The sequence below is a fragment of the Streptomyces sp. NPDC032091 genome (genome assembly GCF_055580265.1).
Genome location: NZ_JBVILR010000006.1, coordinates 58323 through 72051, shown reverse-complemented (window position 1 = coordinate 72051; position 13729 = coordinate 58323). Strand labels below are relative to the sequence as shown.

Below are 13729 nucleotides of genomic sequence, written 5' to 3'. Positions count from 1 at the left end.
CCGCCTCCCCGCCCGTCCGCCCGTGCTTCCGTCCGTCCGACGGGTCCCCGGTGCCCGGTTCCCGCCTGCCGAGCCAGGTCTACCGCCCTGCCCCGCGCGGAGCCCCGGCCGGGCGGGAGGCACGCCGTGCGGCGGGCGTCACCTCACCGGTACGGAGTACGCGCGCCCGGCGCGGGCAAAAGCCCGGACGGGACCCACCCGTGTCACAGTGGAGGCGACGGCTCCTCTTCGGGACTGACCATGGACGAGACAGACAGAACGCTGGAGCAGTTGCTGGCGGGCCTGATGGCGGTCCGCGACGGCAATCTGGACACCCGGCTTCCGGAGGACGCCGGCGGCCTGCCCGGAAACATCGCGGCCGTCTTCAACGGCATGGTCGCCCAGCTGTCCCAGGTCACCACCGAGGTCACCCGGGTGGCCCAGGAGGTCGGCGGCGAGGGGCGGCTCGGCGGGCAGGCGCGCGTACCGCCCGTCGGGGGCGTCTGGCGGGAGCTCACCGACGCCGTCAACAGCATGGCCGGCAACCTGACCTCGCAGGTGCGCAACATCTCCCAGGTGGCCACGGCGGTGGCCCGGGGCGACCTGACGCAGAAGATCAGGGTGGACGCGCGCGGGGAGATCCTGGAGCTGAAGGAGACCATCAACACGATGGTCGAGCGGCTGTCCTCGTTCGCGGAGGAGGTCACCCGCGTGGCCCGCGAGGTCGGCACGGAGGGGAACCTGGGCGGCCAGGCCACCGTCCACGGCGTCTCGGGCACCTGGATGGACCTCACCAACAACGTGAACTCGATGGCCGACAACCTCACCAACCAGGTCCGCAACATCGCGCAGGTCACCACGGCCGTCGCCGAGGGCGACCTGACCCGCAAGATCGACGTCGACGCCCGCGGGGAGATCCTGGAGCTGAAGACGACCATCAACACGATGGTCGACCAGCTGGGTTCGTTCGCCGCAGAGGTGACCCGGGTGGCCCGGGAGGTCGGCAGCGAGGGCCGGCTCGGCGGCCAGGCGGAGGTGGCCGACGTGTCCGGCACCTGGCGCCGGCTCACCGAGAACGTCAACGAGCTCGCGGGCAACCTGACCCGCCAGGTCCGGGCCATCGCCGAGGTCACCAGCGCCGTGGCCCGCGGCGACCTGACCCGTACCGTCGCGGTCGAGGCACCCGGGGAGGTGGGGGCACTCAAGGACAACATCAACTCCATGGTGGAGTCGTTGCGCGCGACCACCCGGGCCAACGAGGAGAAGGACTGGCTCAAGACCCAGCTCGCGCGGATCTCCGGCGGGATCCAGGGCCGGCGCGACCTGACCACGGTGGCCCGCCTGATCATGCGCGAGCTGCCGCCGCTGGTCCACGCCCAGTACGGCTGCTTCTTCCTGGCCCAGGACGGCGCCGACGGCGGCGAGGGCACCGGCGGCCCGGAACTCGTCGCCATCGCCGCGTACGGGCTGCCCGACGACCCGACGGCCGCCTCCCGCCGCTTCCACGTGGGCCAGTCGCTGGTCGGCCAGGCCGCCGCCGACCACCGGGTGCTGGTCGTGGACGAACTGCCGCCGGGCTACGCGCCGGTCCTCACCGGCACGGGCTCCGCCGACCCCTGCACCCTGATCGTGCTGCCCATCGTCTTCGAGGGGCAGGTGCTCGGCGCCCTGGAGCTGGCCTCGCTGCGCCCGTTCGCCCCCCTGCACCGCGACTTCCTGGAGCAGTGCACGGAGCTGCTGGGCGTCAACGTCAGCTCCCTGACCGCCAACGCCCGCACCGACGAACTGCTGGAGCGCTCCCAGCTGCTGACGGCGGAGCTGAGCGCGCGGTCGGGGGAACTCCAGGCCCGCCAGCGCGAACTCCAGCGCAGCAACGCGGAGCTCCAGGACAAGGCGGCCCTGCTGGCCGACCGCAACCGCGACATCGAGCGGAAGAACCACCAGATCGAGCAGGCCCGCCAGGAACTGGAGGAACGCGCCCAGGAACTGGCCCGGGCCTCCCTCTACAAGTCGGAGTTCCTGGCCAACATGAGCCACGAGCTGCGCACCCCGCTCAACAGCCTGCTGATCCTGGCGCAGTTGCTCGCGCAGAACGCCGAGGGCAACCTGACGGAGAAGCAGGCGGACTACGCGGCCGTCATCCACTCGGCCGGCTCCGACCTGCTCCAGCTGATCAACGACATCCTCGACCTGTCCAAGGTGGAGGCCGGGCGGATGGACGTGCACCCGGAGCCGGTGTCCCTCCAGCGCGTCCTGGACTACGTGGACGTCACCTTCCGGCCCGTCGCCGACGAGCGGGGACTGGAGTTCACCGTCAGCCGGGCCCCGTCGGCGGGCGAGGGACTGGTCACCGACGAGGCCCGGCTGCGCCAGGTGCTGCGCAACCTGGTCTCGAACGCCCTGAAGTTCACCCGGACCGGCGGGGTCTCCCTGCGGGTGCAGCAGACCACCCCGCAGGAGGTGCCCGACCCGCTGCGGGGCACGGGCCCCGTCCTGGCCTTCCGCGTCATCGACACCGGCATCGGCATCGCCGCCGAACAGCTGGAATCGGTCTTCGACGCCTTCCAGCAGGGCGACACCGGCGTCGACCGGGCGTACGGCGGCACCGGGCTGGGCCTGTCCATCAGCCGCGAGGTCTCCAAGCTGCTCGGCGGGACCATCACCGCCGAGAGCACGATGGGCCGGGGCAGCTGCTTCACCCTCTACCTGCCGGAGCACGACGGCAGGGCGCAGTCCCGGCCGGCCCCGGGCCGGGCCGCCGAGGAGCAGGACGACGGCGCCCCCGTGGCGCCCCTGGCGGAGCCCGTGGACGAGGAGGGCCTGCGGGACCGGACGGTGCTCCTGGTCGACGACGACAACCGCAACGTCTACGCCCTCACCGAGGTGCTCAAGTCGGCGGGCATGCAGGTGCTGACCGCCGACAACGGCGAGGCCGGGATCCGGCTGCTGGCCGCGCACCCGGAGGTCGACCTGGTCGTCATGGACCTGATGATGGCCGGCCTCGACGGCTACGCCACCACCCGGGCCATCCGCGCCATGCCCCGGCTGGCGGAGCTGCCCGTGGTGGTGGTGACCGCGAAGGCGATGCCGGGCGACCGGGCGGAGGCGCTGGCCGCCGGGGCGTCCGACTACGTGGTCAAGCCCGTGGCGCCCGACCGGCTGCTCACCGCCCTGCGCACCTGGCTGACGCCCCGCTGAGGAGCCGCCGGTATGGCCCTGCCCGAAAGCGGACTGACCTCGGCCGTCACGGACCTGACGGCCGAGGTGGCCGCCCTGCACGCCGACCGGGCCCGGCGCAGCCTGCTGGACCTGGCCTGCGGGGTGCTGATGGCCCAGCTCTCCCTGTCCCCCGCCGAGGCGGCCGACCACCTGGTCCGGCTGGCCGTGTCGACGGGGCTGAGCGCGGCCGACCTCGCGGCGGACATCGTCAACGCGGCCGTCGGCCCGGACGTCGCCCGCGACCCGGTCCCGGGGGCCGCCCCCGAGGCGGTGCCGACGGCTGAGGCCCGCCGGATCCGCCGGGGCACCACCGCGGTGCTGACCTCCGACACGGCCGCCGCGGCGGCGTCGGCGCTGCTGGAGGGCGGGCTGCGGCGGCTCGGCGCCGAGTCCGTGTACCTGTGGCGGCGTACGGAGACCGACTGCCTGGAACTGGCGGGGCAGGCGGGGGCGACCCCGCTGGAGGCCGCGCACTGGCGGTGGGTGCCGCCGGAGACCGGCGGGCCGCTGCACCGCACCCTGACGGTGGGCCTGCCCGCGTGGTTCCCCGACGGGCCGGGAGCGGAGGGCCGGCTGCCCGGTCCGCGCCCCGAGGCGGCCCGGGGGCTGGTCCCCCTCGACCGCGGCGGGCAGGGCGTCGGGCTGGCGCTGGTGGTCTGGTCCGGTGCCCGGCTCCTCGACAGGGAGCTCCGCGCCACCGTCGCCGCCCTGTGCCGGCCGGCCGGGCAGGTCCTCGAACGCACCGACTCCGGCTCCGCCGCGGCGCCCCGCCTCACCGCCGTCCTGTCGGAGCTGGTGCTGCCGGCGATGCTGGTGAGCGTGGCGCTCCCGGCCGGGGACCGGGAGGCCGCGGGCTTCGGCCGGGCCCACACCGTGGACTACCTCAACCCGGCCGCGGTGCGTGCCCTCGACGCCCCGCCCTCGCCCGAGGGGCGGCCCGTCGCCCAGCTCTTCCCCGCCGTCTACGAGGAGCTGGTCGGGCTGCTCGCGCGGGCGAACGCGACCGGCGCCCCGCAGTACGTCCCCGCCCTGCCCGCCGCCCCCACCCACGCCCCGCCGCCCAGGGCCGGGACGCCGGCCGAGCCCCTGATGGCCGAGGTCCGGGTGCTTCCGCTGGGCGGGGGCCGGGCCGCGGTGATGTGGCACGCCGACGACCGGCGCGGCCCGCCGGTGACCCGGGCGCTGGCGCGGCTGGACCAGCTGGCGGTCTTCGAGGAGGACCTCGTCGCGGGCACCACCGTGTGGAGCGCGCACGCGTACCCGGTGTTCGGGCTGCACCCCGAGGACCCGGCGGTGCCGCTGCGGGCGCTGGAGGCGCGGCTGCACCCCGAGGACACCGGCCGGCTGGGCGGTCTGCTGGCCTCGCTGACCGACCGGCACGAGGGCGGGCAGGTCCTGGTGCGGGTGGTGCGGCCCGGCGGCGGGGTGCGCCGGGTCCGGGTGGCGGCCGAGCCGGTGCTGACGGGCAGCGCGCTGACCGGGATCGTCGGCGTGTTCCAGGACGTCTCGGCGCAGCACCACACGGAGGTGGCGCTCACCGCCACCTACGACCAGCTGTCCGCCGCGCGGACCGAGGCGGAGCTGCGCGACCACCTGGTCCTGGGCCTCCAGCACGCCATCGTCCCGGAGGCCCCGGCCCTGGAGACCCCGCCCGGGCTGCGGGTGGCGGCCCGCTACCGGCCGGCCGCCTCGGAGTACCGGGTGGGCGGCGACTGGTACGACGTGCAGTCCCTGCCGGACGGGAAGGTGCTGGTCACGGTGGGGGACATCGCCGGACACGGCATCGGGTCGGCCACCGCGATGATCGCCCTGCGCGGGGCGCTGCACGGTCTGGCCTTCACCGGCCACTCCCCCGGCCGGCTGATGGAGTGGCTCAACGAGGTGGCCCTGCGCACCACCGGGCAGCCCACCGCGACCGCCGTGTGCGCCCTGTTCGACCCGCAGGACCGTTCGCTGTTCTGGTCCGGCGCCGGCCACCCCCCGATCCTGCTGCTGCGCGGCGGGCGGGCCCGCTTCATGGAGGGCGCGCCGAACATCCTGCTGGGCGCGGTGCCGGGGGCCGGGTACGGGGAGACGTACACCGAGCTGCGCTCCGGGGACACCCTGCTGCTGTACACGGACGGGTTCATCGAGCGGCGGCACGTGGGGCTGGACGAGAGCCTGGAGGCGCTGCGCGGAGCGGCGGAGCGGCTGCGGCCGGGGCCGGCGGAGGAGCTGGCGGACCGGCTGATGGCGGCGGTCCTCGGGGACACGGACGACGACACCAGCCTGGTGGTCGTGCGGGTCTCCTGAGGCACCGGGGAAAGGAAAAGGGTCATATCTGTAGGAACGGGTATGAATCATCTGATACCTACACGGGCCGGAGGTCCGTTCCATGACCCGAACCCAGCAGACCAGCACCCGGCAGACCCGCACCCGCCCCGCCGACGAGGCCCCCTGCGCCTGCCGTACCCGCCCGCCGCAGGAGCCCCCGGCGGCACGCCTGGGGGAGCCGGTGGCGGACCTCCTGGCCGAGCCGCTCAAGGCCAGCACCGCCGACGCCAGGACCCTCTCGCGGGCCCTGTTCCGCCGGCTGGCCACCCTGGAGGAGGGCACGCCCGAGTACTCCTACGTGCGCAACACCCTCGTCGAGCTGAACCTCAGCCTCGTCAAGTACGCGGCCCGCCGCTTCCGGGGCCGCAGCGAGCCCTTCGAGGACATCGTGCAGGTCGGCACGATCGGCCTGATCAAGGCCATCAACCGGTACGACGTCACCCGCGGGGTGGAGTTCACCACCTTCGCGCTGCCCACCGTCACCGGTGAGATCAAGCGCTTCTTCCGCGACACCAGCTGGGCCGTGAAGGTCCCCCGCCGGCTCCAGGAGCTGCGGCTGAACCTGGCCAAGGCCTCCGACGAGCTGGAGCAGGACCTGGGCCGGGGCGCCACCGACACCGAGCTGGCCGACCGGCTCGGGCTGACGGAGGCCGAGCTCGCCGAGGGCCGCCGGGCCGCCCAGGTGTACGCCTCTCGTTCGCTCGACGCGCCGGCGCAGGACGACGCCGACTCCGGCACGGCCCAGCGCCCGCTGGGCGAGGAGGAGCCGGTCTACGAGCGCATCGAATGCCTGGAGTCCCTCAAGCCGCTGCTGGCGGAGCTCCCCGAGCGGGACCGGGAGATCCTGTCCCTGCGCTTCGGCCAGGAGCTCACCCAGTCGCAGATCGGCGAACGGCTCGGCATCTCGCAGATGCACGTGTCCCGGCTGCTGACCCGGACCCTGGAGACCCTGCGGACGGGCCTGCTGACGGACGCGCCCCCGGAACCCGCCGAGGACGCCTCCGCGGCTCAGACCAGCTCGGGCTGCGGCTCGCGCCGCGGCTGCGGCACGGCCGCCGGCAGGGGCTCGCGGTCCCACGGCCCGGTCGTGCGGACGTAGCCCCAGACCACCGAGGCCGCCGCCAGGACGAGGAGCGGTCCGCCCAGCCACGGCAGCGCGGCGAGCTCCTGCGACAGGAACCGGTACGAGAGCAGCAGCCCGGCGAAGACGGCGGCCCCGTAGCAGGCGAGCAGCGTTCCGGCCCGCTCCCAGCCGCGGTCGAAGGCGCGCAGGGCCGTTTCGATCGTGAGGGTGAACACGACTCCGGCAAGGATGTCGGCGCCGTAGTGGTAGCCGAATCCGAGGGTCGCCCCGAGCGTGGCGACCAGCCAGAACGCGCCGAGCCACCGCAGGGCCCGCGGTCCCTTGCGGGAGTGGATGAAGATCGCGGTCGCCCACGCCGTGTGCAGGCTCGGCATGCAGTTGCGCGGGGTGAACCCGTCGAAGAGCATCGCCTGCGGGGTGCCGAGCGGCGGCGGGGTGTTCGGCCAGAGATCGGCCAGCGCCCACTGCCCGCCGTCGGTGCCGTAGGCGAGGATCGGCCCGACCACGGGGAAGAGCATGTAGATGCCGGGCCCGAGCAGACCGATCACCAGGAACGTGCGGACCAGGTGGTGGGCCGGGAAGCGGCGCTCGGCGGCCACCCGGCGCAGCTGGTACAGGGCGACGACGACCGCGCCCACCGCGAGCTGGATGTAGACCCAGTCCAGGACGTGCTCGCCGACGGCGCCGGTGGCCCGCACGATCCTCCCGGCCACCCACGAGGGGTTGCCGAGCGCGTGGTCGGCGGTCGCCACGTACTGGTCGAGCACCATCGGGCGGGTCTTCGCGGTGATGTCCAGCCAGGTGTAGCCGGTCTTGCGGCCGGTCACCAGCAGCAGGGCCAGGCCCACGCCCTGGAGCAGCAGGACGCGCTCCCGGCCGGTGCGGCGGGTGAGGGCGATCACGGCGCAGGCCAGGGTGACGATCAGCGCGCCGTTGCCGAACATCGTCGGGACGCCGGCCGCCCAGCGCGCGAGCCAGAAGACCAGGTCGATGCCGACCGCCGCGCCGACGGCGAGGAAGCGCTGCCGCCAGGTGAGCACCACGAGCATCAGCGTCATCGCGGCGTAGAGCACCGTCCCGGACCGGGGCGGGAAGACCACCTCACGCGCCTGGGCGGTGATCGGACCCGGGGTGCCGTAATGGCGCGAGGCGATCTCCAGGGCGACGAGGAACGCGAGACCCACCAGGGCCACGGCAGCCCACAGCACGACCCGGGGCCGGCGCCACACGGAGGGCTCCGTTCCGCCGCCATTTCCTGAAAACACGCGCGATACCGCAGATATCAATTTTTCAGCCGATGTTCATGTTTCGACGTGATCGTTATTAGGCCGAACATGCTATCGGAGTGAGGGGCCCGCCCGGGGCCCGGGTACGCGAAAGGCCGCTCCCTCACGAAGAGAGAACGGCCTCCGACCTGCGTTTCCGCATGGTCGGGACGACAGGATTTGAACCTGCGACCCCTTGACCCCCAGTCAAGTGCGCTACCAAGCTGCGCCACGTCCCGATGCCGCTGACCTGGGGTTTCCCCCGGCTGAACCGGCATGAGAACCATACCGCACTTCCATGGGTGGTCGCGCGCACCTTTCGCGGGGCGGCCGGATCCGACGTGCGGCAGCTGCCCCTTGACCTCAAGTGCGCTTGAGGTCACATGGTTTCCCGCATGACACACGCAACCGCGGACACCGGCTTCCGCCACGAGGACCTGGGCCGCCTGATGGCCCTCATGACCGGGGACGAGAAGCACGGGCCCGCCGCCACCTCCACCCTCGACGTGCTGTGGGTGCTGTACGACCGGGTGCTGCGGGTCGGCCCCGAGAGCGCGCGGGAGCCCGGGCGGGACCGGTTCCTGCTGTCCAAGGGGCACGGGCCGATGGCCTACTACGCCGTGCTCGCCGCCAAGGGCTTCTTCCCCGTCGACTGGCTGCCCGGCTTCGGCACGTTCGACTCCCCCCTCGGCCACCACCCCGACCGCGTCCTGGTCCCCGGCGTGGAGATCGCCAGCGGCTCCCTCGGGCACGGCCTGCCGCTCGCCGTCGGCAGCGCGCTCGGGCTGCGGGTCCAGGGGCTCGACGAGCCCGCCGTCTGGGTGCTGATCGGGGACGCGGAGCTCGACGAGGGCAGCAACCACGAGGCCATCGCCTACGCCGGCGCAGCCGGGCTGGAGGCCCTGCACACCGTGGTCGTCGACAACGACTCCGCCACCCACGGCTGGTCCGGCGGGATCGCCTCCCGCTTCGAGGCCGCGGGCTGGAGCACGGCGACGGTCGACGGACGCGACCACGCGGCGCTGCACGCCGCCTTCACCGCACCGCACCCCGGCCGGCCGCACGCCGTCGTCGCCCGGGTCGAGAAGAAGTACTGAGGGGGAAACGTCATGGACACCATGCGGGAACGGTTCGTCTCGGTCACGTCGGAGCTGCTCGACGAGGACCCCCGGCTGGCCGTGGTGCTCGCCGAGATCACCATGGACGGGTTCCGGCCCGCCCAGCGGCGCCACCCCGACCGGGTGATCAACGTCGGGATCCGCGAGCAGCTGCTCGTGGGCGTGGGCGGCGGGCTGGCCCTGACCGGGCTGCGGCCGGTGCTGCACACCTTCGCCAGCTTCCTGGTGGAGCGGCCGTTCGAGCAGCTCAAGCTGGACTTCGGGCACCAGGACACGGGCGGGGTCCTGGTCAGCTCCAGCGCCAGCTACGACTGGCCCGCCGGCGGGTACACCCACATGGCCCCCGGGGACGTGGCCCTGCTGGACACCCTCGACGGCTGGACCGTGCACGTCCCCGGCCACCCCGACGAGGCGGAGGCCCTGCTGCGCCACGCGTACGCCGCCGGGGACGACCGGGTCTACGTCCGGCTCTCGCAGATGTCGAACGCGGCCCCGCGGCCGGGCGCCGACGGCCTGCGGTTCCAGACGGTGCGGGAGGGCCGCGCCGGCGTAGTGCTCGCCGTCGGCCCGATGCTCGACGGCGTCCTCGCCGCGACCGAGGGCCTCGACGTCACCGTGCTGTACGCCGCCACCGTGCGCCCCTTCGACGACGCGGCCCTGCGCGCCGCCGCCGGAAGGGCCTCGGCCGACGTCGTCCTGGTGGAGCCGTACCTCGCCGGCACCTCGGCGGCCGCCGCCGGGCGGGCGCTGCTCGACGTCCCGCACCGGGTGCTGCCGCTGGGGGTGGGGCGCGCCGAGCTGCGCCGGTTCGGGACGATCGAGGAGCACACGGCGGCCCACGGCCTGGACGCCGCCTCGCTGCGGGGGCGGATCACGGCCTTCCTGCGCTGAGTCCGCGCGGGCCCGTCAGGCGGAGCGGTCCGCGCGCTCCTGGAGCCGCTCCACGAGCTCGGCGGCGAGCGCCTTGACCGTGGTCAGACCGGCCAGCCCCCACCGCCGGGGCACCACGTCCGCCGCGCACACCGTGCCGAGGACGATGCCCCGCCGGTCGGTGAGCGGCGCCCCCAGGTAGGAGCGCACCCCACTCTCGTCGACGACGGCGTTGCCCGCGAAGCGCGCGAAGTCCCGTACGTCCTCCAGGACCAGGGCCCGGCGGCGCACCACGACGTGCGGGCAGTAGCCGTGGTCGCGGGGCAGCACCCGCGCCGGGTAGCCGTGCGGGGCCGCGTCGGGCCCGTGGTGCAGTCCGGCGAAGAACTGGCGTTCCTCGCCGATGAAGTTGACCCCGGCGGACGGGGCGTCCAGGGTCTGCGCGATCCGGCGGGCGAAGGCGTCGAGCTCTTCGTCCACCCGCTCGCCCAGGTTCATCTCGCGCAGCCGGACGACCCGTGCGGGTGCCTCCCGGTCCACGGGGGTGAGCAGCAGGTGGCCGGTGGATTCGTAGCGGTTCACGGTGGTCCCCCCGGTGGGTGGTGGTGTGCGGACGGGTGCGGGGCCGGCGGACCGGCCGCCGCGGCGCGCTGCGCGGTGGACAGCAGGTGGTGGACGAGGGCGGCGAGCGTCCCCGTACCGGAGCCGGTGAGGCGGGCGTCGCAGCGGACGACGGGCACCTCGGGGGCGAGCCCCACGGCCGCGCGGACCTCCTCGGCCGTGTAGCGGTGGGCGCCGTCGAACTCGTTGACGGCGACGATGAAGCCGATGCCGCGCCGCTCGAAGAAGTCCACGGCGGGGAAGCAGTCGCCGAGACGGCGGGTGTCGGCGAGGACGACGGCGCCGAGCGCGCCCGCGCAGAGCTCCTCCCACAGGAACCAGAAGCGCTGCTGGCCGGGCGTGCCGAACAGGTAGAGCACGTGCCGGTCGTCGAGGGTGAGCCGGCCGAAGTCCAGGGCGACGGTGGTCGCCGTCTTGGCCGCCACCCCGTCGAGCGGGTCGGCGGCCTCGCCGGGCCCGCTCAGCAGCTCCTCCGTGCACAGCGGCTCGATCTCGCTGACCGCGCCCACGAAGGTGGTCTTCCCCGCCCCGAACCCGCCCGCGACCAGGATCTTCAGGGTCGCGGGCAGGGCCGGGTCCTCAGAGCCTGCGGCGTAGGCCATCGAGCACCGCCCTCAGCAGGGACTGGTCGTCGGCGGCGAAGGAGCCCCCGCCGCCCGGGAACCTCGGCGCCTGCGTCCGTACCGCCCCGTGCTCCACCAGGTCGGACAGCAGCACCTTGACCACCACCGCCGGCAGCCGCAGCTGGCCGGCGACCTCGGCGACCGTCACCGCCGGCGCGGCCGCGCAGCAGCGCAGGGCGAGGGCGTGTTCGGCGCCGAGCGGGCCCCTCGGCCGGACCCCGGTGGCGCTCACCAGGGACAGCAGGTCGAGGGCGACGGCGGACCGGGTGCGGCCGCCGCTGGCCGTGTACGGGCGCATGACCCGGCCGGCCGAATCATCGAGCCAGGGCGTGTCCCGCAGTACCCCGGCCCCGGTCGCGCGGACCCCCCCGGTCCAGGCCCTCACCGCCCGGCTTCGGCGTCGGCGAGGGCGACCGGGCGGCGGGGCGGGGCCGCCAGGTACGGCCGTACGCTCTTGACCAGCATCGCCATCTCGTAGCCGAGCACGCCCGCGTCGGCCTCCCGGTCCGCGAGGACGGCCAGGCAGGTGCCGGAGCCGGCCGCGGAGACGAAGACCAGCGCGGTGTCGAGTTCGACGACGACCTGGCGGACCTCGGCTCCGTCGCCGAAGCGGGCGCCGGCGCTGCGGCCGAGGGAGTACAGGCCGGAGGCGAGGGCCGCCATGTGGTCGGCGCTGTCGGGGTCGAGGCCGTGCACGCAGGTGACGAGCCCGTCGTTGGTCAGCAGTACCGCGGCACGGGTGTAGGGGACGCGCTGGACCAGGCCGCCGAGCAGCCAGTCGAGGTCCGAGAGGCTGGGTGTCTTCGTCTGCGTCGCCACTTCGCCGGCCATGGGGGTGTGCTCCTTGCTGGGGTTGGTGCGGGTGTTCGCGCGGGGGGTCATGACTGCTGCTCGGACGACTGGGCGAGGCCGAAGCCCCGCTGGAAGGCCGCCATCAGGCCGGGGTCGTGCAGGGGCTGATCGGCGTCCCCGTCCGCGGGGCGGGGGGCGGGTTCCTCGCGCAGTTGCGGCGCGAGGTGCGTCTGAGCCCGCCGCCGGGGCAGCGGCGGGCGGTCCTCGGAGTCCGCCCGGGCGGCGGGCACCCGGCGCGGCAGGGGGACGGGGTGGGCGGGGCCGTGGTCCTCCTGCGGCTCCTGGGCCTGCTGCGGCCCCCGGGCCCAGGCCGGGCTCCGTCCGGCCTCCGCGCCCGGGCCGGTGATCCCCTCCGGGGCGGCGGGCACGAGGCCGAGGTCCAGGCCGGGGGCGGGGGTGGGGCGGGGGGCGCGGGGGGCCGGGTCCGGGGGCCGGACGGGGTGCGCGGCGGGGGCGGGCGCCGGACGGGGCGGGGCGATGCGGGCCGGCTCCAGCGGCGGGGCCGCCTCGGCCGTGCCCCAGGAGGTGGGACGGGAGCCGTCCAGGGCGTCGGCGGCGTCGGGGGCCTCCGCTCCCAGCAGGCCGTGGGGCAGGACGAGCACGGCGAGGACCCCGCCGTAGATGTTGGACTTCAGCTCGACGGCGATCCCGTGCCGCCGGGCCAGCACCGAGACCACGAACAGGCCGATCCGCCCGTCCGCCAGCAGGTGCCGGACGCTGACCTGTTCGGGGTCGCCGAGCAGGGTGTTCATCCGGTACTGCTCCTGCGGCGGCATGCCCAGCCCGCGGTCCTCCACCTCGACGGCGATACCGGCCGTGACCCGCTCGGCCCGCACCACCACGTCGGTGTCGGGGGCGGAGAACACCGTGGCGTTCTCGACGAGTTCGGCCAGCAGGTGCACCACGTCGGCGACGGCGTGCCCGCGCACGGTGCCGCCGGCCGGGGGCACCACCTTGACCCGGGTGTACTGCTCGACCTCGGCCACCGAGGACCGCAGCACCTCGCTGAGGTCGATCGGCCGCGTCCACTGGCGCCGGGAGGCGGCCCCGCCGAGCACGGCGAGGTTCTCGGCGTGCCGGCGGATCCGGGTGGCGAGGTGGTCGACGTGGAAGAGCTGCCGGAGCAGGTCCGGGTCCTCGACCGTGTCCTCCAGCTCGTCGAGGAGCGAGATCTCGCGGTGCACCAGCGACTGGAGCCGGCGCGCGAGGTTGACGAAGACCTCCACCTTGCGGTCGCTGTCGGTGGGCTCCGCCGGGGCGGCCAGCCGTACGAGGGTCTCGTGCGCCTGGTCGCGGGCACCGCGCAGCTCCTGGGCGAGGAGCCAGAACTCGTCCGCCCCGGACGGGCCGGCCTGTGGCGGCGGGGTGGTCCGGCCGGCCCGCGCGGGGCGGCCGGACCGCTCCCCCCGCTCCAGCCGTTCGGCGGCCGTGCGCAGCTCCTGGCGGCCGCGCATGCTGGAGCGCCGCAGGGCCTCGCACCGGTCACGGACGGCCTTGGCCGCGCGCCGGGCCCCCAGCAGGGCGGCGGCGAGGGCGCCGACGGCCAGCAGGGCGCAGCCCGCCAGCACCGGCCACAGCCGCGCGTCCCGTGCCCCGGCACCGCCGCCGAGCTGGAGGGTGAAGATCACCGCGGCGGTGCCGCTGAGCCCGGCGGCGAGCGTGGGCAGCACGGCGGCGCGGACCAGCTGCGGCCTTATCTGCCGGCCGGAGCCCGTGGCGGCGTGTCTCGACGGGGCGTGGCGGGCGGCGCGGAGTCCGGACATCGGCGTCCTCGGTACGTGGGGC

10 protein-coding genes, 1 tRNA gene and 1 pseudogene are annotated in these 13729 nt (G+C 74.8%); 5 read left to right on the top strand and 7 right to left on the bottom strand.

What is annotated here, in order from left to right; genetic code table 11:
• Positions 1–288: 288 nt before the first annotated feature.
• The 3 genes and pseudogenes from ACZ5NJ_RS12230 to ACZ5NJ_RS12220 form a co-directional block, all read left to right on the top strand.
• A pseudogene (locus ACZ5NJ_RS12230) lies at positions 289–3177 on the top strand (HAMP domain-containing protein); the annotation flags it as partial.
• A gap of 12 nt (positions 3178–3189) precedes the next feature.
• Positions 3190–5490, top strand: coding sequence for a SpoIIE family protein phosphatase (locus ACZ5NJ_RS12225; RefSeq protein WP_468764687.1), 2301 nt, complete (start codon positions 3190–3192; stop codon positions 5488–5490).
• An 82-nt stretch (positions 5491–5572) separates the two neighbouring features.
• Positions 5573–6610 carry a SigB/SigF/SigG family RNA polymerase sigma factor gene (locus ACZ5NJ_RS12220; RefSeq protein WP_468764685.1) on the top strand — a complete coding sequence of 346 codons (1038 nt, stop codon included), beginning with the start codon at positions 5573–5575 and terminating at the stop codon, positions 6608–6610.
• On the opposite strand, the gene ACZ5NJ_RS12215 is transcribed toward ACZ5NJ_RS12220, so the two are convergent.
• On the bottom strand, positions 6520–7824 hold the full coding sequence (locus tag ACZ5NJ_RS12215) for a phosphatase PAP2 family protein (RefSeq protein ID WP_468764683.1): 1305 nt from the start codon (positions 7822–7824) through the stop codon (positions 6520–6522). The two genes, ACZ5NJ_RS12220 and ACZ5NJ_RS12215, sit on opposite strands and share 91 nt — an antisense overlap.
• Positions 7825–8022: 198 nt before the next feature.
• Positions 8023–8099, bottom strand: a tRNA-Pro gene (locus ACZ5NJ_RS12210).
• Positions 8100–8255: 156 nt separating this feature from the next.
• On the opposite strand from ACZ5NJ_RS12210, the gene ACZ5NJ_RS12205 reads away from it, so the two are divergent.
• Both ACZ5NJ_RS12205 and ACZ5NJ_RS12200 read left to right on the top strand, forming a co-directional pair.
• The gene (locus ACZ5NJ_RS12205; RefSeq protein WP_468764680.1) at positions 8256–8957 is read left to right on the top strand and encodes a transketolase; all 702 of its coding nucleotides are present in this window, start codon (positions 8256–8258) and stop codon (positions 8955–8957) included.
• 12 nt (positions 8958–8969) lie between these two features.
• Positions 8970–9869 carry a transketolase family protein gene (locus tag ACZ5NJ_RS12200; RefSeq protein WP_468764678.1) on the top strand — a complete coding sequence of 300 codons (900 nt, stop codon included), beginning with the start codon at positions 8970–8972 and terminating at the stop codon, positions 9867–9869.
• A gap of 15 nt (positions 9870–9884) precedes the next feature.
• Here the strand turns inward: ACZ5NJ_RS12200 and ACZ5NJ_RS12195 are convergent, their stop codons facing one another.
• The 5 genes from ACZ5NJ_RS12195 to ACZ5NJ_RS12175 form a co-directional block, all read right to left on the bottom strand.
• A complete protein-coding gene (locus ACZ5NJ_RS12195; RefSeq protein WP_468764676.1) occupies positions 9885–10430 on the bottom strand; it encodes a GAF domain-containing protein in 546 nt (181 codons plus the stop codon).
• Positions 10427–11071, bottom strand: a complete 645-nt coding sequence (locus ACZ5NJ_RS12190) for a GTP-binding protein (RefSeq protein WP_468764674.1) — start codon at positions 11069–11071, stop codon at positions 10427–10429. Before ACZ5NJ_RS12190 ends, ACZ5NJ_RS12195 begins: the two co-directional genes overlap by 4 nt.
• Positions 11049–11390, bottom strand: a complete 342-nt coding sequence (locus ACZ5NJ_RS12185) for a DUF742 domain-containing protein (protein WP_468764672.1) — start codon at positions 11388–11390, stop codon at positions 11049–11051. The genes ACZ5NJ_RS12190 and ACZ5NJ_RS12185 overlap by 23 nt, the downstream gene beginning before the upstream one ends.
• Positions 11391–11473: 83 nt before the next feature.
• A complete protein-coding gene (locus ACZ5NJ_RS12180; RefSeq protein WP_468764964.1) occupies positions 11474–11923 on the bottom strand; it encodes a roadblock/LC7 domain-containing protein in 450 nt (149 codons plus the stop codon).
• 47 nt (positions 11924–11970) lie between these two features.
• Positions 11971–13707, bottom strand: coding sequence for a sensor histidine kinase (locus ACZ5NJ_RS12175; RefSeq protein WP_468764670.1), 1737 nt, complete (start codon positions 13705–13707; stop codon positions 11971–11973).
• Positions 13708–13729: the final 22 nt, after the last annotated feature.

Coding starts and splice junctions, on each gene's coding strand:
- ACZ5NJ_RS12225 (WP_468764687.1), top strand. CDS start 3,190: ATGGCCCTGCCCGAAAGCGGACTGACCTCGGCCGTCACGGACCTGACG.
- ACZ5NJ_RS12220 (WP_468764685.1), top strand. CDS start 5,573: ATGACCCGAACCCAGCAGACCAGCACCCGGCAGACCCGCACCCGCCCC.
- ACZ5NJ_RS12205 (WP_468764680.1), top strand. CDS start 8,256: ATGACACACGCAACCGCGGACACCGGCTTCCGCCACGAGGACCTGGGC.
- ACZ5NJ_RS12200 (WP_468764678.1), top strand. CDS start 8,970: ATGGACACCATGCGGGAACGGTTCGTCTCGGTCACGTCGGAGCTGCTC.
- ACZ5NJ_RS12190 (WP_468764674.1), bottom strand. CDS start 11,071: ATGGCCTACGCCGCAGGCTCTGAGGACCCGGCCCTGCCCGCGACCCTG.
- ACZ5NJ_RS12185 (WP_468764672.1), bottom strand. CDS start 11,390: ATGCGCCCGTACACGGCCAGCGGCGGCCGCACCCGGTCCGCCGTCGCC.
- ACZ5NJ_RS12180 (WP_468764964.1), bottom strand. CDS start 11,923: ATGGCCGGCGAAGTGGCGACGCAGACGAAGACACCCAGCCTCTCGGAC.
- ACZ5NJ_RS12175 (WP_468764670.1), bottom strand. CDS start 13,707: ATGTCCGGACTCCGCGCCGCCCGCCACGCCCCGTCGAGACACGCCGCC.